Source organism: Moorena sp. SIO3I8, assembly GCF_010692325.1.
In the GTDB taxonomy this organism is placed as follows: domain Bacteria; phylum Cyanobacteriota; class Cyanobacteriia; order Cyanobacteriales; family Coleofasciculaceae; genus Moorena.
Map to the genome: position 1 here is coordinate 1 of NZ_JAAHHW010000128.1, position 18,942 is coordinate 18,942.

Consider the following 18,942-nt stretch of genomic DNA (forward strand, 5'->3'; position numbering starts at 1 on the left):
TATCAACTGTGTTTCGGCTTTTGCTCATCAAAGAAGATTAGTTTTAGGGGTAAAAATGATGGAAAACAAACGGGAAAGCGAAATTCCCGTCGTTCGCGACTTAATTAACTTATTAGATTTAACTGGTTTTGAAGTTCCCGTAGAACAGTGGAGCCTTTATGGGTGATCGGTTATGCAGAAAAGGGTTAAATCTTTTGTAATAAGGCTCCACTGTTCAAGGTTTCATCTCCGTAGTCTTTACTTTTGATGCTCTTCATTGTCAAAAAAAAACTCTGGCAGCTATCGTCGAGTCAGGGAATGACTATTTAGTTAAAGTCAAAAAAAATCAACCCAAATTATATCAACAAATAGAAACGGAATCAAACCAGGAAACACCACGACAAAAAGTGACCCATCATGAAAAAACTAGAAACCGTAATACTTATCGTATTATCGAAGTGTTTGAGCCACCGGAAAATCTTGATACACAATGGATTGGTGTCGGTTGTGTGATTAAAGTCTCTGAGACGAAACCTTAGGTAGTGGAGCCTTTATGGTTGACAGGCTATGCATAGAAGGGTTAAAACTTGTTGATTAAGGCTCCACTACCTTACGGTAACTTTAAACGCAGTGGAACTCGTGGTAATGAACCATTCAAAAGTATTAGTTATTATATGAGTTCAAAATCCCCTCAATCTCGTCGTTTGATGGATGGAATTAGAGGACATTGGCTGATTGAAAATTCTCTTCATTGGGTAAAGGACGTCATCTATGAAGAAGATATTAGTCCTCAAACATCAGGATTTGCTCCAAAAAACTTATCTTTGCTCAAAACCTGGGTTTTAACCCTTATTCGAGCACATGGCTTTGATTCAATCAAGGCAGCAAGAGCGTGAAATGAGCCATAATTTGAGGTATATCCTCAGTTTTTGTACTTAAGACTAATTATCTCTGATTATCTTCTATTTTATTGAAAATGAAACAGCCCTGCAATTTTGGGGGGGAACAAGACTTTCAAAGTCCCCCAAAGTTGGGGGATTTAGGGGGCTTGACCAAAACCAAATGATTGCGCATTCATTCCTTGATTCAGCAACGCCATTTTTAGAGCTTTTTGAATTTTTTGTTTTTGCTCTGATGTGAGATAATTTTTGGCTGGCATCTTTTTTGTTATTTAATGGCTGTTAACTCTATTATACCCAATTTAAATGCGCAACAGCTTATAACCAAGGGGATCTGATCTTTGTATAACGACTAGTACACCGTCTCGGAAATAACTGACTAGTTAAAATCTCCTTGATCTGGCCCGTTTCCCCCTGTTCTTCCTCTCCGTTAAACTGAGATCTTGAACCATTGTGATTAATCGTTTGGTGGGCAGTGCTTACTTTGGCTATGGCCAGCTTGGTGAATCTTTCTGGTGCACTGCCCACCCTACATCAACCATTGTGATTAATCGTTTGGTGGGCAGTGCCTAGTAACGGGCAAAGCCCAGCTTCCTGAATCTGTCTGGTGCACTGCCCACCCTACATCAACCTAAATGGGACAGGGGATGGGCGTGAATGGGTACGCTAAATCCCCAATTTTCTGATTCACTTGTCTGATTCACTCGATACCCCAAGTTATGACTTTTGTCAATAACTTGGGGGAATTTTTATTTCTATAATAGAATTTCTCAATTCGGTGAAGTGCTTACGTATAGGGGTTTTCCCAGTTACAATAGTACATATGTATCATAAAAAAAATTTCTAGGGGAAAAAAATATTAGGCTTCTTGCATAATTATCCAAACATAGGTGGATAGCTCTTATAGATACCTAATTACAATCTAGACAAAATTCAGGAGTAACTTTCATGAGTACATTAATCGGCGGTCCAGGTAATGACACTCTACTAGGAGACAACAATGACGATAACCTGATCGGGGGTGCTGGCAATGACCTCTTACTAGGTGTGGGTGGCAATGACCTTATTGATGGGGGTGCTGGCAATGACACCCTGGCAGGGGCTGCTGGCGAAGATTTACTTGATGGCAGAGCTGGCAATGATTTATTAAGCGGTGGTGATGATATTGACCTCTTAGATGGTGGTGAAGGCAATGATACCCTGATTGGCGATCGCGGTGATGACAATATCAATGGCGCAAATGGTGATGACCGACTGATTTGGAATAACGGTGATGGCAGCGATATCATGGAAGGGGGTGCTGGCTTTGATGTAGTAGAAGTCAATGGCGCAAATGGTGCCGGAGATAACTTTGCCCTCAACCCCTTTGGCCCCAGGGTACGCTTTGAGCGGTTGAATCTGGGTCTGTTCAACCTGAATGTCAATGATGTAGAACAGTTTGAGATCAATGGTCTTGGGGGTGATGACACCTTAACTGTTAATGACTTGTCCGGTACTGATGTACAGCAGGTAGTCTTTGACGGCGGTGATGGTAATGACTTCCTAGACGGAACCAATGCTGTCTTACCTTTGGTTGGTATTGGTGGAAATGGCAACGACACCCTGATTGGCGGGGCTGGGAATGACACCCTCAGAGGTAATGCTGGCGATGATTCATTACGGGGTGGTGATGGTATTGATCTATTAGATGGTGGTGAAGGCAATGATACCCTGATTGGCGATCGCGGTGATGACAATATCAATGGCGGAGATGGTGATGACCGACTGATTTGGAATAACGGTGATGGCAGCGACCTGATGGAAGGGGGTGCTGGCTTTGATGTAGTAGAAGTGAATGGGGCAGATGGTGCTGGAGATAACTTTGCCCTCAACGCCAATGGCCACAGAGTAAGCTTTCAGCGCTTGAATCTCGGTCAGTTCACTCTGGATGTAAATGATGTAGAACAGTTTGAGATCAATGGTCTTGGGGGTGATGACACCTTAACTGTTAATGACTTGTCCGGTACTGATGTACAGCTGGTAGTCTTTAACGGTGGTGATGGTAATGACTTCCTGGACGGAAGCCATGCTGTGTTACCTTTGGTTGGTATTGGTGGTAATGGCAACGACACCCTGATTGGCGGAGCCGGTGATGACAACCTCAGGGGTGATGCTGGCAATGATAGCCTGGTTGGCGGAGCTGGTGATGATAACCTGATTGGAGATGCCGGGAATGACACTCTGATTGGAGGTGATGGCGATGACAATCTGGTTGGTGGAGATGGTAATGATGTCCTAATCAGTGGTAACGGTATTACTACCTTTACTTTTGACACTGGAGTAGCTTTCAATTCAAGCGATTTGGGTCTCGATAGCATTACTAACTTTATCGGAGGTCAAGACCGAATTAGTCTGGAACAGGACACCTTCACTGCGCTCACTGGTACGTCCAGTGGGGGCTTAGATAGCAGTGAATGGGCGGTTGTATCCAGTAATAGCCAGGTCGCAAGTAGTGGTGCTTTGATTGTCTACAACAGCAACACCGGCGATCTATTCTACAACCAGAATGGCAGTGCAGCTGGTCTGGGAAGCGGAGCTCAGTTTGCTACAATCGACACCAGCACCTCGGTAGATTTCACAGACTTTGAGATAGTGTAAGTTAATCAAAAGTTAACTTATTAACTTATATAGTCGTTTTTTGTTAAAGGTTGACTCTTGACAGTCAACCTTTAACCTACCCTAGACCGAATGCAAAATCCAAAGAACTTTCAACATTTTTTAATTAATAATGTAGAATTTATAATTCTCCATTTTCCATTCTACATTCTCCATTCTACATTCTACATTCTGACAGACAACTTTCAACCTACCCTACACCGAACCCCTACGGCAAACAACCTTCATGCTGATTAATCACCGTCCTAATTACAGGAATTATAGTAAAAAATGTTCGATTAATGTGGGAATTTTTTTATATTAGTGAACGCCTTTCCAAGGACTGTAAAACTGAAATAAGTCGTGAATTATAGTCTAAGGTAATACTATCGCGCAATTGTTTAATAGAAATGGGAGTAGGATTTCTAGCTAGATAGGCGATCACCTTCTTCTCTGACTCATCTAACCGATTCAATTGCTCGATTAACATTGCTCTCATTGGCTCAGGAACAATCATTTCCTCCCAACTAAAAAATTCCGATACACTACCAAAAAAAAAGTCTTTAATCGTTGTCACAGCCAGCTTTAATCCTAAGGGATTGCCTCGATAACGTTTAATGAGTTCCATTTCTTGCTCTTGTTCAGACAAACCATTAGCTGCTAATAGTTTCCGAGCATCTTCTGTTGGTAAACCGTTTAGGGTTAATGAACGAGTGGAATAGTTTTTTTTCTCAAGTAACTCCATTTGTAGCGGTGGTTCCCAACTGATTAAGAGCAAACAACTTTGGTGTCTTTCTTGTGCTACTCTTCTAAAAAGTTGACCATAATCCTCATATCCGGCTTGATACTGTCCAACTAAAGTGCCACGGCTTAAAATCTGTTCAGTATCATCGAGTATTACTAAACAGCGATGCTCTCGTAAACACTCTAGAAAGTGAGACATCAGCAGGTTGATGTCTTCTGGTAACTCCGATGACTGGTGGTGAGACAGGAATGGAATCAGTTGTGTCAGCAGTTGCTTCAGGGGTTGGGCAGAGGATAGCGATCGCCAAATAATATAATCAAACTCCTCCTGCATCTCTCGTGCTAGCTTAGCAGCTAACGATGTTTTGCCAACGCCTACTATCCCAAGTATTGCTACCAATTGGCTTCGCTTGAGATTAATCCATTGCTTGAGAGTGTTCAGTTCCCTAGTGCGTCCATAGAATGCAGAAATCTGTGGTGCTTCACCCCAATCTTGGCACTGCTGGGGAGTTTTGTATCCAGCCGCTTCCAGCCATATAGAGATATCTCTCCAACTTTTTAGGGTGTTGGATTTCCGATTAGTTAAGGTTTCCACATACCGATACAAACCTTTAGTGAGTTGAACGCTAAGTGAGCCACAACTCCAATGGAGAGCAGCAGCAATTTTTTTGGGAGGATAGCCGCACAGCAAACCTCTTAAGCATGCTTTTTCCACTGGGGTCAATTTGATTTCCCTATTTGTAGCAATGTTTTTTTTATGAGCTAGTTCTGTATACAACTTCTCTAAATTCCACAGCTTGGCTGCTTTGATAAACAGTTCATCTTCAAATCGATTGATGTTAGATTTCATAGTAGGGAATCCTAATCAAGCTCACGAAATAGCTACCTATAAACTAATAAATTAACTAATCAATAAGGTAGCTATTGGGAGCGTTTACTAGATAGATTTGCCAAACGTAGATGTCCCCGATGCTGATAACGATGCTGTTTTAAAAAATCAGTTTTTGTTACATCTCTACGTAAGCAAATTACCCTGATTACTATCCCTAAATCTAAATTGGGATTTTTTTTTAGCTAAGTTAATCTTACCCTTCGATATCGGTAATTATCAGGTAAATTCGGTTTTATTTAGGTTGAATTTAATTTAATTCCTAAACTAAACACCCCCGATAACCGATTGACTGATAAGTCTAGTTTACTTTATTTGAGAAAATTTGACAGTACCCGTTATGGGTACCATAGCAGTTCTCAATTGGTTGAGGTACCTAGCCCTTGGGGTTTTAGGGAGTAGGGAGTCGGGAGTAGGGAGTCGGGAGTAGGGAGTAGGGGTAAGAAAATTAAATTTACCTCATAAGTAGGATTAACGCTATCTATTTGTTTTTATTCGAGCTGGTGCTGCCAAGTAACAAGTCACAATTAACAATTATTAATTATTAATAACTATAGCGATTCTCATAGTAATTAGCTACACACACCGATTTTTTCCCTATTCCCTGTTCCGCTGTTCCCTTTGCTAAGGCTATACTCCTTGACCTAATCCTAAAACCTAATCAACTGCTAATCACCATTAGGTATTTTCTAGCTGCTGCGATCGCTAAGGTGGATTCATACCAAAAAAAAGAGAAAATTAACCATGGCTACGTTAGTAACTGAAACTCAGAAATTATCCAACCTAATTCCCGAATCAGAACTAAATTTAATCAAGTCACTGCCACAATCTATTCAGGACCAGGTAGTTCCTAGCCCCGATTTATCTAAGTCTGCTGGTACACCGATTCAGTTAAATTTGACCCAGATACAACAGTTAGTTCCCAATGATTCAGGCTTACAAAGCTTATCATCGAAATCTATAATATCAGGGCCTTTTAACTTTATTATTGGTACTCCCAATCCTGACTTTTTAATAGGTAGTAACAAGAACGATTTAATTTTAGGACGTGGCGGAAATGACATTATTATAGCACTCGGTGGCAATGACCTTGTGTTTGGTGAAGAGGGAAATGACATTGTTATCGCTGGCTCAGGTAACGATTTTGTGTCTGGCGGCTCAGGTAACGACTTTGTGTTTGGCAGTTCTGGTAATGATATCTTGGATGGTGGCTCTGGTAATGACTCTTTATTCGGCGGAACTGGCAAAAACCATTTCATTGGCAGTAGTGGTAATGATGTCCTGAATGGAGAGGAAGGCAACGATACTGTTGATTACACTGGTCTGGGTCGAGGGATTACTCTTTTACCCACGGGAATCGTTAACAAAAGTGGTCTTGGTCAGGATGAGCTGATCCGAGTGGAGACGATTATTGGGGATGCCGGTCAAGCTAATACAATTGATGCGTCTTCTGCTGGTAGTGGTGCCTCTGTGAACGTAAATCTGCAACAGAACAGTTTACAGATTAATGTTGTTAATGGTCCAGTTCTTAATCGCACTGTCCAAAACTTTGTGAATGTCAAGGGTGCTGGTCGCAACGATACCATTATTGGTGATAACAACAGTAATCAACTTACTGGTGGTGCCGGAAGTGATGAGATTACTGGTGCCGGTGGTAATGATACCATCGTAGGTGTCGATCCCAACAGTAAAAAGCCAGGTGTTAATGAAATTGATGTCTTAACCGGAGGAGCTGGTGCTGATAAATTTGTGATTGGAGATAGCAATAATCCTTACTATGTCGGTGGAAAAGGATTTTTGGGTCTGAATGATTACGCTCTACTTAAGGATTTCCAATCCGGTACGGATAAAATTCAACTCAAAAAAGCTAACTATATCTTTGGATCAAACTTTATCGCTCTCAATAACGGCTTCTCTTCTTCTGAGAAAAGTCTTGCTTCAGTGGAACAGATTGCTAAGGATATTGCTGGAGGTAAAAGTTTAGGTCTTGAATCTCAGCTCACCACAGGGGATAGTTTGGACTCTGTTAAGATCGTGCCTAATTTCAGCTTTGACATTGTTGCTATTGTGTCTGGTGGCTATAACCAAGGGGATCTGATCTTTGTATAACGATTAGTTTGGTGGGCAGTGTCAAGTAATGCGATCGCGCGGCTTAGTAAATCGGTTTGGTTCACTGCCCACCCTACAGACTTAATCCGGTTGGTGGGCAGTGCCTAGCAATGCGATCGCGCTTCTTGGTGAATCGGTCTGGTTCACTGCCCACCCTACATAAACTTCAGTGGGACAGGGGATTTGGGGAATGCGATCGCGTAGCTTGACCTACGGTCAATCGCGTTTTCACCAATTGCCTGATTCACTTGTCTGATTCACTTCATACCCCAAGTTATGACTTTTGTCAATAACTTGGGGGAATTTTTATTTCTTAGAATTTTTAAATTTGCTGAAATCCTTGCGTATAGGCTGTTTAGACGTTTAAATTGGTACAGATGTACCAATCAATTGACTTCTAGAAAAAAAAATATTAGGGTTTTTGCATAATTATCCAAATCCAAGTGGATAGCTTTTATAGATACCTACTTAAAATCTTGAAAAAATTCAGGAGTAAGTTTCATGGCGCTTCTATTAACAGGCGGTCTAGGTAACGATATCTTGGTGGGCGGGGCTTGTGATGATACCCTGATTGGCCTAGCTGGTAACGATACCCTGATTGGCCTAGCTGGTAACGATAGCCTGGATGGCGGACCTGGTAAAGATACCCTGATTGGCGGACTTGGTGAAGATAGCCTGATTGGCGGACTTGGTGAAGATAGCCTGATTGGCGGAGCTGGTGATGACAGGCTCAGGGGTAATGCTGGTGATGATACCCTCAGGGGTAATGCTGGTGATGATACCCTCAGGGGTGATGATGATGATGATAGCCTGATTGGCGGAGCTGGTAATGACAGGCTCGGGGGTGATGCTGGTGATGATAGCCTGATTGGCGGACTTGGTGAAGACACTTTGTTTGGGGGCTCAGATAATGACTCTCTGTCTGGGGGCTTAGGTAACGACTCCCTTCTCGGTGGCTCAGATAATGACTCTCTATCTGGGGACTCAGGTAATGACTCTCTGTCTGGGGACTCAGGTAACGACTCTCTGCTTGGGGGCTTAGGTAATGACTCTCTGTCTGGTGGCGATGGTGATGATACTATCGTAGGTGTCGATCCCAGCAGTAACAATCCAGGTGTTAATGAAATTGATATCTTAACCGGAGGAGCTGGTGCTGATACATTTGTGCTTGGAGATGAGAATAATGCTTACTATGTCGGGGCAGGATGGTTTGGTTTCAATGATTACGCTGTAATTACGGATTTCGAATCTGGTATAGATACAATTCAACTCCATGGAGCAATTGGCGACTATATCTTTGGGGATAACTTTATCTCTATGAATACTCCTTCCCTGGAGGTTATTGCTATAGTTGCTGGTGGCTATGACGTATCACAGGATCTGATGTTTGTCCCATGACTACTACAGGGTGGCGGAAATAACTGACCAGTTAAAGTCTCCTTGATCTGGTTAGTTCTCTGTTCTGTGTCTTAATCCGTTGGTGGGCAGTGCTTAGCCATGGGCTTTGGCTTGGTGAATCATTCTGGTTCACTGCCCACCCGACATCAATTGTGATTAATCCTTTGGTGGGCAGTGTCAAGTAATGCGATCGCGCTTCTTGGTGAATCGGTTTGGTTCACTGCGGACCCGACATCAACTGTGATTAATCGTTTGGTGGGCAGTGCCAAGCAATGCGATCGCGCTTCTTGGTGAATCGGTTTGGTTCACTGCCCACCCTACATAAACTTCAGTGAATCAGGCAATTGCCTGATTCACTGATCTGATTCACTCCCTACCCCCAGTTATTGACAAAAGTCGTAACTGGGGGTAATTGTTGTTTCTATATTGTTCACGTTCCCTTACTATAAACAGAAAGATCATGAACAAGCGCAGTAAAAATAAAAAACGCCGGAAAAAGGGAAGACCTTTTTCCTATTACCCTCCTAGTTTATGGTTTTATAAAGATAATTTTCTCCCTCATGACTCTATAATCACCCCCAGTCAAGTAGACCAATGGCGCTATGAGGTTGAACAAAGGTATCAAGATTTTTATTTAGGCGTTAAATTTTGTTGTCTAGCTGAAGGGGCGACGAAACAGGCTGAAATGCTTGGTATGTAAAGCTAGTAGCATTTTGTGGTCAAAAAAAGTAGGTCTCTAAATTTGCAACAAGACCTACGTATTGACAATGTTACCAACATTCTACCAAAACCACCTAAAAAGTCAATTAAGTCTAGCCGATTATATTTTTTTAAAAATCCTGATTAATCTTTTACAATTACTCAATAAAGTCAGTTTATAAAAGTTAGCAAATGCTCTACCTTTATCCATTAAATTTGAAAGCCAAATAAAAATAATACAAAGATTTTTATCGCTGCCAAATCTCATCATTGAAAAAGTTTTGTTTCCAATAGTTGAATAAGTTTTGAAAACATACTTTACCTCGGAGAAACTAATTTATATAGCAATAGATCGAACAAGTTGGGGTCGCATTAATTTATTCATGGTTAGCCTCATTTAGGATAAAAGCGATGCAGCAAGGGAACAGGGGGTTCCCCCCGGAGACGAAACCTGATTACGTTGAGCCTTTATGGTTGGTAGGCTATGCAGATGCATGGTTAAAACTTATTGATTAAGGCGAGCCTGTCTTACGGTAACTATCGCCAAAGGCGCGCTTGGCCGTAGGCCACGCCAAAGGCGAACGCGAACAAACCACTCGCGCTTTGCATGGCTGACAGGGCGTTTCCAGTATATTTTACTTTGTTGCCAAAGTTAGGCAGTAGTAATCTAACAGAACAACAAATAATATTGTCAAAAGTTATCCCGCTTCTTGATGCAGTCGCTCATCGGGGTTTCCCCCACTCGCGCTTTGCCGTGGTTTCCCCCACTCGCGCTTTGCATCAAGACAACGAAAGTATTATCAACGCGGTTTAAGGGCTAGGTCGCTTATAGAATCTGCGTTTTAGCTCATTTCGTCGCCCCCTCAGAATCTCTAGTGAGATTAGCGGTAACATATAACTCAGTAAACTTAATTATGTTAACTTTTAAATAGGACAGTAATGACTACTTTAGGGGACAACCTTAAAAAAAGACGAGAATCCCTAAATATCACCCAGCGGGAAATCGCTCATGAATTGGGCGTAACCGTTACCACGGTGCAAAATTGGGAAGCGGGCAGGCATATCCCCAAACTCTACCCAAATCAGCTCAAGGTATTGTGTGACCTGCTGAAAGTTACCCTAGATGAATTGGCAAAGTGGGTAACTGATTGAACTGTTGGGATCCAGCTAAAAAAAAACGCCCCATATGGGGCGTAACCGTTTCCTATTAACCTGGGACAGTTTCCCAACAGTTAATCAAAAAACTAAAACAGGAGAGGATTATCGCCATTTTCTTGGCTACTTGTTACAGCGCCTGTGAACTAAACTTTTCGCAACAAAATCAGAAAAAATTTTTTGGGGCAAAATCTTTAGGGAATAGGGAATAGGGAGTAGGGAGTAGGGAGTAGGGAGTAGGGAGTAGGGAGTAGGGAGTAGGGAGTAGGGAGTAGGGAGTAGGGAGTAGGGAATCGGGAATCGGGAAACAATTTTGTTTAACCGATTAGTATGACAACCGCAATAAGCGTGTTTTTATATGATTTGTAAACAGACGTATTGCAGGAATTGGCTTGCATAAAAGAGGCAAAAGGCAAGATGGTAAAGAGATTCGGAGTGTTATTTGACAATGAAAAAATACCTGATTAGGTTTACATCTCATTTGGAAACCCTATAGCGCGATTGGCCGTTGGCCACGCTACGCGATCGCGCTATACAAAAAAATGCCCTGTGTAGGGCATTGAATATCTGTCTTCCAAATGGCTAATTATGCGCCTAAGCAGCCATTTCTTCCATCATCATCGCCATTTGCTGCTTGGCACGAATGTTTTTCATGTGCTTCTTCACGGTATTAAGGGTAACAAACAGTTCCGCAGCAATCTCTTTGTAGGAGTAATTGACTCGACGCAGTAACCAGACTTCTGCCTCACGGGCAGTTAAGCCATATTTGTGAACTTCAGCTAGGGCTATACTATGAATGGATTGACGTTGGTCTTCGAGGGTAACTAAAATATAAGGCTGCTCAGATATCCTCAGGTTGAGCCATCGAGCCCGAATCCGAAACGTTGTGGAGTGACTCGTAGTAATCTCTGAATCTATAATTACAGATTGATCGGGATAGAATTCATCACTGTCTTTCAAGGCTTGGCAGACACGCCAGATTTCTTGAGGCACCACCGTAAAATGTTTGCTGTTCGGAGTAAGTTGCTCACAAAGAACACGAGCGATTTCATTGCTATGAAGCAACTCTCCTTGTGTATTCAGAATTAAAACACCGTCAATAAAACCTTCTAGTACTCCTTGCAGTAGACCATTGTCTAACTGTTGCACCTGAGGAGCGGATTTTTCTAGAGTGTTGGTGAGAGTATACATGGTCTGTTGACCCACTAACTGGATTTGAAATGTAATGGTGCTTTTGACCCATTAAGAATTAAATTCGCCACGGGTCGCACCTGTTGAATCACAATTGGCTTAGCCATTTGTTACAGCACCTCTCAACCAGGGTTTTCGCAAAAAAATCAGACAAAAAATTTTTTTGGGCTTTTTTGCGAAAAACCCCCCGATCACTCGTGTAAATAAATACTGGGTGACTTTTGCCATTCCCCAAGATTGATGCCTAAGATGTCTAGGGATGGTCAATACTGAGTCCAGTCTTCGGGCTGCCCTTTGTAGCGCTTCTGATCAGGAGTAGAGGTTAGTAGTTAGTGTAAGCATCTACCAACATAAACAACAAACTACTAACAATTAACTTGAGAACCGCTATCGATAGACTAATGCGTACTAAACACGATTGACCGTAGGTCACGCTACGCGATCGCATTTAAAACAGGGACATAACCGATGAAAAATCTAGATCGAATACTCCGTCAGCTGATAGCTGAAGCATGTAATCATCCACAATTAAGTCTGGAACGTCGGCAAAAACTGAGCGAGATACATTTACTAGTGATGAAATCCGGCAAGCTTTGGAAAGAATATACCTCATATTATAATGACGCTCTCCAAGAGATGTGGGAATATTGCTGTGGCCATCCTGAAGAGTATGACCCGACTATCAAAGGTGTGATTACTTGGCTCGACGATGAACTAAAAAAACGACTGAGACGATTTCGAGATGCTGGCTATAGGCAACAGAAGCGGCAAATTACTGGCCTAAGCACAGAGGAAGGTAAAACTATTGACCCTGTAGATAGGGTACCAGCTGCTCCTGATCTACAACCAGTTATGAAAATTTGGCAAAAAACCTTGGATTGGGTAAAGACAGACCCAGACGGAGTGTTACGTCAGACTTGCTTTAGGAAACGCCCTGAGATTAATGCCCAAGTGCTAATCCAGCTTCGACTCCCTCCTGATCAGCCTTGGAAAGCCATTGCAGCAGAATTTAAGCTAACCCCACCAGAAGCTAAAGATTTGCCCAAATTCTATAACCGTAAATGCTTACCCCTGTTGCGAAAATTTGGTGTATGCGAGGGATATATAGAAGAAAAGCCAAAGACTGGTAGCTCGAAAGGCACCACAAAACCCCAACCTAGGAAAAAATCATGATACACAACGCCAACATGCTAGCAGATTGGTCAATCCCAATGCCGATTACCCTGTCGGCGCTAGAGATAGCTGAGCAATTCGCTCACTACCAACCCAACCAGCAAAAGGCTGAACAAGTCTATCTCAACACCCTGGCGGTGTGTGCTGTGAATAACTATTTACGGATCCTGGGTATTCCGACTGACCTAACTGCAGGGGATAGCTGGAATTCAGTAGTCCGCTTGGCTGAAAATGTGGCTGACCTGAGGGTAACCGGTTTGGGGCGCTTGGAATGTCGGCCTGTCAAACCCGGTGATTTGACTTGTCCCATTCCCCAAGAGGTTAGATTTAACCGGATTGGCTATGTAGTCGTTGAGATTGATCAAGAGCATACTGAAGCGACGCTGTTGGGATTTTCCCCAACCTCGGAAACTAGTCAATTAGTCATCCACCAATTGCGATCGCTAAAAGATTTACCAGCCTACCTCGATCAATTCCAACCTATGACACAACTCAGTCAATGGTTGGAGCATATGTTTGAAGCAGGTTGGCAGAGTTTGGAAACCCTTTTAGGTAACCAAGGTGCTGAGGCAGCTTTCGCCTTTAGAACCAAGTCTGATCAGACCATTAGGCGATGTAAACAGATTGAATGGGGAGCTAATCAAGGGGTAGCTCTGGTGGTGGCGCTCACCCCAGAATCCGAAACAAAGCTGAATGTTTTCCTACAACTCAATCCCATCAATGGTCAAACCTATCTACCCCCCAATCTGCAGTTGCTCTTGCTAGATGAGGAGCAAGAAATGCTGATCAATGCCCAAGCCAGAAACCAGGATCAAGCCATTCAATTGGATTTTAGTTGCGAACCCGGAGACCGTTTCAGTGTCAAGGTTGCTCTGGATAATGCCAGTGTGATCGAAGAGTTTGTAATGTGAAACTAGGATTGATCAAAACAGGCAACAGCGGATAAAGGAACTTCGGATCAGTAGGAAAGAGCGATGCAGCTCTGACTCCAGTAGGGAGTAGGGAGCTGTGCGACCCCGCGCTTTTTCAAAGCTAAGCGTGAACGCGCACTCCCTGGGAGTAGGGAGTAGGGAATAGCGCTCAGAAAATTGACTGTAGCTCATAAGTATGATCAACCCTATACCAATTCTGGAAATTAGCACTAAACATCAATTTCATCTCTCCATCTCCCCATCTCCCCATCTCCCTATCTCCCCATCTCCCCATCTCCCCATCTCCCCACCCTCCCTACCCTCCCCACACCTGCCACCCTCCCTGTCTTGCCCTATTCCCTGTTCCCTATTCAATAAGCGCTATAACTGAAAATAACATCAGACAAAATGCTGATTTTTGACGGTTGATAGTAAACCGTCAACCGTCAACTGTTAAAAAACTAACCAATGGCAAAGCTAGTAACTCTTAAGCTGGATGGGGATTTTGAGGAAGGTTTTCGGGTCACTCTCGAAATTGGCTCAGAAAGCGAACGTCCCGAAACAGAACTTACTGGCAGATTGCCTCCAGCCCCCAACATCGTTAACCACTATCGTGAGTGGCGCTCAACCTATCGCAGTCTGGGCAACTCTTTGCGAGCAATCAAAATCAAACGAGTGGCAATCGGTGGTTCCATCAACAACCAGAGTCAGGGATTATGCGATCGCTTAAATCGGTGGCTCCGTTCAGAGTTATTTAGTCCACTGCGGGAAAAGTGGCTAGAAAAAGTCGGCACTACCGAAGAAGTCCGGGTGCTGATTCGTACCAAAAATCCCCAGCTCAGGCAGCTTCCTTGGCATCAGTGGGAATTTTTAGAGCGTTACCACCAAGCAGAAATTGCCCTAAGTACTCCAGAGTATCAACAACCAAGCAAATCGCACCAGAGCCGTGATCGACACAAGGTTAGAATTCTAGCAATTCTGGGCAATAGCGAAGGAATTAATATCCAACAAGACCGACAATTACTAGAGAATTTACCCTTTGCAGAGGTTACCTTCCTCGTAGAAGAACCACGGCAGAAGCTCAACGAAGCCCTGTGGGAGCAACCTTGGGATATTCTGTTTTTCGCAGGTCATAGTGAAACCGAGGCAGGAAGGGGTCGGATTCATATCAATCAGACCGATAGCTTAACCATTGACGAACTCAGAGAAGCCCTCAAAAAAGCCATAGAAAGGGGATTGTCCCTAGCAATTTTTAATTCCTGTGATGGTTTAGGATTAGCCAATGAGCTAGAACAGCTGCATATTCCGCACATGATTATTATGCGGGAGCCCGTACCGGATCTTGTAGCACAGCAGTTTTTACAATATTTTCTCAAAGCCTTTGCTAGTGGTAAGTCCTTGTATTTAGCAGTGCAAGAAGCCCGGAAAAAACTGCAAGGTTTAGAAGATCAATGTCCCTGTGCCAGTTGGTTGCCAGTGATTTGTCAAAATCCCGCCGCCATACCCCCAACTTGGCAACAGTTGCGTGGCAATCACCAAAACCACCTGCTCCCATCGGCCTTGATCGTCAGTGTGGTGGTTACCATTTTAGTTATGGTAATCCGGCAGCTGGGAATGCTGCAGCTTTGGGAACTAAAGGCATTTGACCAGCTGATGCGGCTGCGACCTAATCCAGGGGTAGACTCTCGTTTGCTGGTGGTTGAAGCCACAGATGCTGAGATCAAGCGCTATGGCTATCCCCTCCCGGATCAAACCCTAGCCCAAGTGCTAAACAAGCTAGAGTCTGATCAACCGCGAGTGATTGGCTTAGACATCTTTCGCGAACGTCCTAGAGAACCTGGTCACCAGGCATTGAGCCGTCAGTTACAGCAAAATCAGAAATTCATTGCTCTTTGTAGCGCTAGGGTAGCTAACAACCCGGAAAATTCAGGCATCAAACCTCCCTCTGGGGTGCCAGAATCCCGCCTTGGTTTTAGCAATATCATGGCTGACCCTGATGGCATTATCCGTACGCATCTTGTATTTATGCATCCCTACCACGATGACCCCTGTGCCACCCACCACTCCTTCAGTGCTAGGGTCGCATTACATTACTTAGCCCAAGAGGGAATCAAGGCAAAAATCATTGCTATCAATAAAATAGGCTTGGGTAAGACTGTATTCAGAGAGTTGTCAGCTAATGCTGGGGGTTATCACAATCGTGATTATCGGGGGTTCCAGGTGTTACTCAATTACCGGGAAACTGTCGCCCGACGAGTCACTGTCACAGAGCTGCTAGAGGGTAAGGTCAAACCAGAGTGGGTCAAAGACAAAATAGTTCTGATCGGAATAACTGCAGAGATTGCCAAGGATTACCATCTTACCCCCTACAGTGCCCTGAAGTGGCCATACCAAGAAATGCCAGGGGTAATTATTCACGCCCAGATGGTCAGTCAGATGATCAGTGCTGCTCTTGGTGAGCGTCCATTATTATCGGTGTGGTCGCCCTGGGGAGACCTGTTCTGGGTTTGGGGTTGGTCAATCATTGGTGGTACCATTGCCTGGCGCTGTGGTCGAATACTGTATTGGGGACTCGCTACGGTCACAGCGACAGGGGGTTTATATCTCCTATGCTTTGGTCTATTTACTCTAGGAGTATGGGTACCTCTGCTGCCATCAGCCTTAGCATTGGTAGGCACTAGTGTAATTGTAGTGGTTTACCGCAAACCACTTGGAGCAATCACTCCGTTAGCTATCGAAGGAATTCTCTAGCATTTCCATTTGAGTTGGAAACAATAATTACAGTTTTTGACCTTAGCAAAAATCCCTATATACCTGATTATCTCTTGCTTCTTGCTTCTTGCCTCTTGCCTTTTCTTAAGGGGAATCGTTCACAACTCAAATGGATCCGGATCTGATCTCAAACACCAAGGAAACTAGAATAGCTAAGCAAATTTTGCTTCAAAAAAAAAATTTTTCTGATCATCTGCGAAAAGTTGGCTTGAGAGGCGCTGTAACAAGTATCAATGAAAAAACGCCGCCTGGGTCGGTGTTTGGTGAATTTCTAGAAAAGGTGTATTCTCAAATGAATAATTGGCTAAAGCAGCTTTGGACAACACTAGTTTCCTTCACTATCAACATAAGACAGCGCTTGCAACAATTAGCAGCAAGAATAGTGAAGGTATTCAAGCAAGCAAATCATAGTAATTCTGAGCCGATTGACCAGCAATCATCATCTCAAGACTCCCAACAACTATCAGAATCATCACAAATACAGATAGTAATGAATTACACACCACCGAATGATGGCAAGGGGCCTGTTGGTGACAGCAAAAATGGCGGATCACTCTGGAAATTGTACCAGCTAATCCATGAAAATCCTGAGTTTAGTAACCCACAACTGTTACCAATATCAGCATCAAAACAACTACAACTATCACAACTACCGATGGTAAATGCTTTCACACCACCGAATGATGGCAAGGGACCGGTAGGTGATAGCAAAAATGGAGGCAGTTCCTTCATGAGTATGAATACATTAAACAATTACAATCCACCGAATGATGGCAAGGGACCGGTAGGTGACAGCAAAGATGGAGGCAGTTCCTTCATGAGTATGAATACATTAAACAATTACAATCCACCGAATGATGGCAAGGGACCGGTAGGTGATAGCAAAGATGGAGGCAGTTCCTTCATGAGTATGAATACATTAAACAATTACAATCCACCGAATGATGGCAAGGGACCGGTAGGTGACAGCAAAGATGGAGGCAGTTCCTTCCGCAGATAGTAGTTACTGAGTTGAAGTATACCAGTTTTAAATTCCTTAAAGTACTTTTTTCCTGGGTTTTAAAAAATAGGGAGTAGCGACTACATCGCTGCTTCCTATTCCCTATTAACTATTGTCTATTGCCTATTCCCGATTCCCGATTCCCGATTCCCGATTCCCGATTCCCCATTCCCGATTCAACACTTCTGGGAAAAAACCAGCTTCCAAAACCTGCTCCTGAGCAAAAGAACACTGACAAGGAAAAGTGTTCAACTTAATCCCAGTTTCCTGGGCTGCCTTAATCCGAGCCTTCTGATAACATTGGTCAAAGACCTCTGGCAAAAACGTTTTTAAACTAGGACTATCCTCCAGCAGTTCTTCCAAACCGATACGCTGTTCAGTGATAGTATTGAGGCAACTGTCGCTCCTTTTCCCTGGTTGATACATCCACTTCAGTAAATGCATCAGCAACACAATCAAACGACTTTTTAACTCGCGCTTTTCCCGTTTACCCATGCTTTCGACTTCTTCAATCAGATTCGCTACATCAACTTGGGCAAACTTACCCTGCCGTAACTGTTGCGCAGTCGCCTCGGTCCACAAGTAAAAGTCTTGCTGATAAAGGTTGTGGGCTGTTGTCATTACTCATTTCCCCAATTAATTGATGCTAGCATGTTGAGACTCCCCGCTCTGACCTAGACGGGGATTTGATTTGTTTGGTGATCCCAATTCTTAAGCATCACACCGCTACACACTAATTTCACCTATCTCCCTATCTCCCTATCTTCCTATCTCCCTATCTCCCTATCTCCCTATCTCCCTATCTCCCTATCTCCCTATCTCCCTATCTCCCTATCTCCCTATCTCCCTATCTCCCCACTCTCTCCACACTTACCACCCTTTCCACCTACATTGATCATCCTAATTTAAATCATTGATATTAATTTACCTGCCCTATTGCACAAAACCCTATCCTATAAGATAAACTATAAATAGTCAAATACATTTAGGTAAACTACTGCTACAAGACAACCGGAGAAGGTAATGTCCCTAGGAAAAAAACTACGAGAACGCCGTGAAAGTCTAGGTTTAACTCGCATACAAGTTGCCAGAGCCTGTGATGTAGTAGAGTCTACAGTGATTAACTGGGAGGCGGATCGGCACAAGCCTAAGCTTTATCCAGAACAGACTAAAGCCTTGTGTGATATTTTAGACTTCAAAATTGAGGATCTGATCCAGTAACATGTAAGGGTATACCCAAAGCACAGGATGGCATTGTGCGATCATCCTTAAGAGCAAGGAGACTCCCGTTATACCCGTAGGGTTAGCGGGAGACGGGGCTTATAAAGTGCGGACGCAGGTTCCGCACACAGCCCCTCAGGAATTGCGTCCACATGTCCAGTTGACATC

18 protein-coding genes and 2 pseudogenes are annotated in these 18,942 nt (G+C 43.5%); 15 read left to right on the plus strand and 5 right to left on the minus strand.

What is annotated here, in order from left to right; translation table 11 throughout:
- Window positions 1-233 precede the first annotated feature (233 nt).
- From F6K51_RS30105 to F6K51_RS30120, 4 genes and pseudogenes are all read left to right on the plus strand, one after another.
- A pseudogene (locus F6K51_RS30105) lies at window positions 234-353 on the plus strand (ISAs1 family transposase); the annotation flags it as partial.
- Between the two features lie 33 nt (window positions 354-386).
- Window positions 387-518, plus strand: a complete 132-nt coding sequence (locus tag F6K51_RS30110; RefSeq protein ID WP_293027314.1) for a hypothetical protein — start codon at window positions 387-389, stop codon at window positions 516-518.
- A gap of 51 nt (window positions 519-569) precedes the next feature.
- Entirely contained in the window at window positions 570-875 is a 306-nt protein-coding gene (locus tag F6K51_RS30115; protein WP_293027317.1) for a hypothetical protein, read from the plus strand.
- 951 nt (window positions 876-1,826) lie between these two features.
- Entirely contained in the window at window positions 1,827-3,515 is a 1,689-nt protein-coding gene (locus F6K51_RS30120) for a calcium-binding protein (RefSeq protein ID WP_293027320.1), read from the plus strand.
- A gap of 313 nt (window positions 3,516-3,828) precedes the next feature.
- On the opposite strand, the gene F6K51_RS30125 is transcribed toward F6K51_RS30120, so the two are convergent.
- The gene (locus F6K51_RS30125; RefSeq protein ID WP_293027323.1) at window positions 3,829-5,106 is read right to left on the minus strand and encodes an ATP-binding protein; all 1,278 of its coding nucleotides are present in this window, start codon (window positions 5,104-5,106) and stop codon (window positions 3,829-3,831) included.
- A gap of 783 nt (window positions 5,107-5,889) precedes the next feature.
- Between F6K51_RS30125 and F6K51_RS30130 the strand changes: the two genes are divergently transcribed.
- The 6 genes and pseudogenes from F6K51_RS30130 to F6K51_RS30155 all read left to right on the plus strand — a co-directional run bounded on the left by F6K51_RS30130 (window position 5,890) and on the right by F6K51_RS30155 (window position 10,503).
- Window positions 5,890-7,254: a calcium-binding protein gene (locus F6K51_RS30130; protein ID WP_293027326.1), complete on the plus strand. Its 1,365-nt coding sequence runs from the start codon at window positions 5,890-5,892 to the stop codon at window positions 7,252-7,254.
- A gap of 56 nt (window positions 7,255-7,310) precedes the next feature.
- Window positions 7,311-7,463, plus strand: coding sequence for a hypothetical protein (locus F6K51_RS30135; RefSeq protein ID WP_293027329.1), 153 nt, complete (start codon window positions 7,311-7,313; stop codon window positions 7,461-7,463).
- Window positions 7,464-7,755: 292 nt separating this feature from the next.
- Window positions 7,756-8,652: a calcium-binding protein gene (locus F6K51_RS30140; protein ID WP_293027333.1), complete on the plus strand. Its 897-nt coding sequence runs from the start codon at window positions 7,756-7,758 to the stop codon at window positions 8,650-8,652.
- A gap of 460 nt (window positions 8,653-9,112) precedes the next feature.
- Window positions 9,113-9,352 (plus strand): hypothetical protein, encoded by a 240-nt coding sequence (locus F6K51_RS30145; RefSeq protein WP_293027336.1) that lies wholly within the window; start codon window positions 9,113-9,115, stop codon window positions 9,350-9,352.
- Window positions 9,353-9,419: 67 nt separating this feature from the next.
- Window positions 9,420-9,749 (plus strand): annotated as a pseudogene (locus F6K51_RS30150) (IS4 family transposase); the annotation flags it as partial.
- Between the two features lie 541 nt (window positions 9,750-10,290).
- The gene (locus tag F6K51_RS30155) at window positions 10,291-10,503 is read left to right on the plus strand and encodes a helix-turn-helix transcriptional regulator (RefSeq protein WP_293027339.1); all 213 of its coding nucleotides are present in this window, start codon (window positions 10,291-10,293) and stop codon (window positions 10,501-10,503) included.
- Between the two features lie 597 nt (window positions 10,504-11,100).
- Here F6K51_RS30155 and F6K51_RS30160 read toward each other — a convergent pair.
- The gene (locus F6K51_RS30160) at window positions 11,101-11,697 is read right to left on the minus strand and encodes a helix-turn-helix transcriptional regulator (protein WP_293027342.1); all 597 of its coding nucleotides are present in this window, start codon (window positions 11,695-11,697) and stop codon (window positions 11,101-11,103) included.
- 468 nt (window positions 11,698-12,165) lie between these two features.
- On the opposite strand from F6K51_RS30160, the gene F6K51_RS30165 reads away from it, so the two are divergent.
- Both F6K51_RS30165 and F6K51_RS30170 read left to right on the plus strand, forming a co-directional pair.
- Complete coding sequence (locus F6K51_RS30165; RefSeq protein WP_293027345.1) at window positions 12,166-12,870, plus strand: sigma-70 family RNA polymerase sigma factor; 705 nt, start codon at window positions 12,166-12,168, stop codon at window positions 12,868-12,870.
- The gene (locus tag F6K51_RS30170) at window positions 12,867-13,781 is read left to right on the plus strand and encodes a DUF1822 family protein (protein ID WP_293027348.1); all 915 of its coding nucleotides are present in this window, start codon (window positions 12,867-12,869) and stop codon (window positions 13,779-13,781) included. Before F6K51_RS30165 ends, F6K51_RS30170 begins: the two co-directional genes overlap by 4 nt.
- Before the next feature lie 12 nt (window positions 13,782-13,793).
- On the opposite strand, the gene F6K51_RS30175 is transcribed toward F6K51_RS30170, so the two are convergent.
- Window positions 13,794-13,973, minus strand: a complete 180-nt coding sequence (locus F6K51_RS30175) for a hypothetical protein (protein ID WP_293027351.1) — start codon at window positions 13,971-13,973, stop codon at window positions 13,794-13,796.
- Window positions 13,951-14,076, minus strand: a complete 126-nt coding sequence (locus F6K51_RS30180) for a hypothetical protein (protein ID WP_293027354.1) — start codon at window positions 14,074-14,076, stop codon at window positions 13,951-13,953. Before F6K51_RS30180 ends, F6K51_RS30175 begins: the two co-directional genes overlap by 23 nt.
- Before the next feature lie 173 nt (window positions 14,077-14,249).
- Between F6K51_RS30180 and F6K51_RS30185 the strand changes: the two genes are divergently transcribed.
- Both F6K51_RS30185 and F6K51_RS30190 read left to right on the plus strand, forming a co-directional pair.
- Window positions 14,250-16,532: a CHASE2 domain-containing protein gene (locus F6K51_RS30185; RefSeq protein ID WP_293027357.1), complete on the plus strand. Its 2,283-nt coding sequence runs from the start codon at window positions 14,250-14,252 to the stop codon at window positions 16,530-16,532.
- 130 nt (window positions 16,533-16,662) lie between these two features.
- Complete coding sequence (locus F6K51_RS30190) at window positions 16,663-17,553, plus strand: hypothetical protein (RefSeq protein ID WP_293027360.1); 891 nt, start codon at window positions 16,663-16,665, stop codon at window positions 17,551-17,553.
- Between the two features lie 123 nt (window positions 17,554-17,676).
- Here the strand turns inward: F6K51_RS30190 and F6K51_RS30195 are convergent, their stop codons facing one another.
- On the minus strand, window positions 17,677-18,174 hold the full coding sequence (locus F6K51_RS30195; RefSeq protein WP_293027363.1) for a DUF29 domain-containing protein: 498 nt from the start codon (window positions 18,172-18,174) through the stop codon (window positions 17,677-17,679).
- Between the two features lie 402 nt (window positions 18,175-18,576).
- Between F6K51_RS30195 and F6K51_RS30200 the strand changes: the two genes are divergently transcribed.
- Window positions 18,577-18,774 carry a helix-turn-helix transcriptional regulator gene (locus F6K51_RS30200; RefSeq protein WP_070391622.1) on the plus strand — a complete coding sequence of 66 codons (198 nt, stop codon included), beginning with the start codon at window positions 18,577-18,579 and terminating at the stop codon, window positions 18,772-18,774.
- Window positions 18,775-18,942: the final 168 nt, after the last annotated feature.

Excerpts from the sequence above, each read along its gene's own strand:
- F6K51_RS30120 (WP_293027320.1), top strand. The coding sequence starts at position 1,827 with ATGAGTACATTAATCGGCGGTCCAGGTAATGACACTCTACTAGGAGAC.
- F6K51_RS30125 (WP_293027323.1), bottom strand. The coding sequence starts at position 5,106 with ATGAAATCTAACATCAATCGATTTGAAGATGAACTGTTTATCAAAGCA.
- F6K51_RS30130 (WP_293027326.1), top strand. The coding sequence starts at position 5,890 with ATGGCTACGTTAGTAACTGAAACTCAGAAATTATCCAACCTAATTCCC.
- F6K51_RS30140 (WP_293027333.1), top strand. The coding sequence starts at position 7,756 with ATGGCGCTTCTATTAACAGGCGGTCTAGGTAACGATATCTTGGTGGGC.
- F6K51_RS30145 (WP_293027336.1), top strand. The coding sequence starts at position 9,113 with ATGAACAAGCGCAGTAAAAATAAAAAACGCCGGAAAAAGGGAAGACCT.
- F6K51_RS30155 (WP_293027339.1), top strand. The coding sequence starts at position 10,291 with ATGACTACTTTAGGGGACAACCTTAAAAAAAGACGAGAATCCCTAAAT.
- F6K51_RS30160 (WP_293027342.1), bottom strand. The coding sequence starts at position 11,697 with ATGTATACTCTCACCAACACTCTAGAAAAATCCGCTCCTCAGGTGCAA.
- F6K51_RS30165 (WP_293027345.1), top strand. The coding sequence starts at position 12,166 with ATGAAAAATCTAGATCGAATACTCCGTCAGCTGATAGCTGAAGCATGT.
- F6K51_RS30170 (WP_293027348.1), top strand. The coding sequence starts at position 12,867 with ATGATACACAACGCCAACATGCTAGCAGATTGGTCAATCCCAATGCCG.
- F6K51_RS30175 (WP_293027351.1), bottom strand. The coding sequence starts at position 13,973 with ATGAGCTACAGTCAATTTTCTGAGCGCTATTCCCTACTCCCTACTCCC.
- F6K51_RS30180 (WP_293027354.1), bottom strand. The coding sequence starts at position 14,076 with ATGGGGAGATGGGGAGATAGGGAGATGGGGAGATGGGGAGATGGAGAG.
- F6K51_RS30185 (WP_293027357.1), top strand. The coding sequence starts at position 14,250 with ATGGCAAAGCTAGTAACTCTTAAGCTGGATGGGGATTTTGAGGAAGGT.
- F6K51_RS30190 (WP_293027360.1), top strand. The coding sequence starts at position 16,663 with ATGGATCCGGATCTGATCTCAAACACCAAGGAAACTAGAATAGCTAAG.
- F6K51_RS30195 (WP_293027363.1), bottom strand. The coding sequence starts at position 18,174 with ATGACAACAGCCCACAACCTTTATCAGCAAGACTTTTACTTGTGGACC.
- F6K51_RS30200 (WP_070391622.1), top strand. The coding sequence starts at position 18,577 with ATGTCCCTAGGAAAAAAACTACGAGAACGCCGTGAAAGTCTAGGTTTA.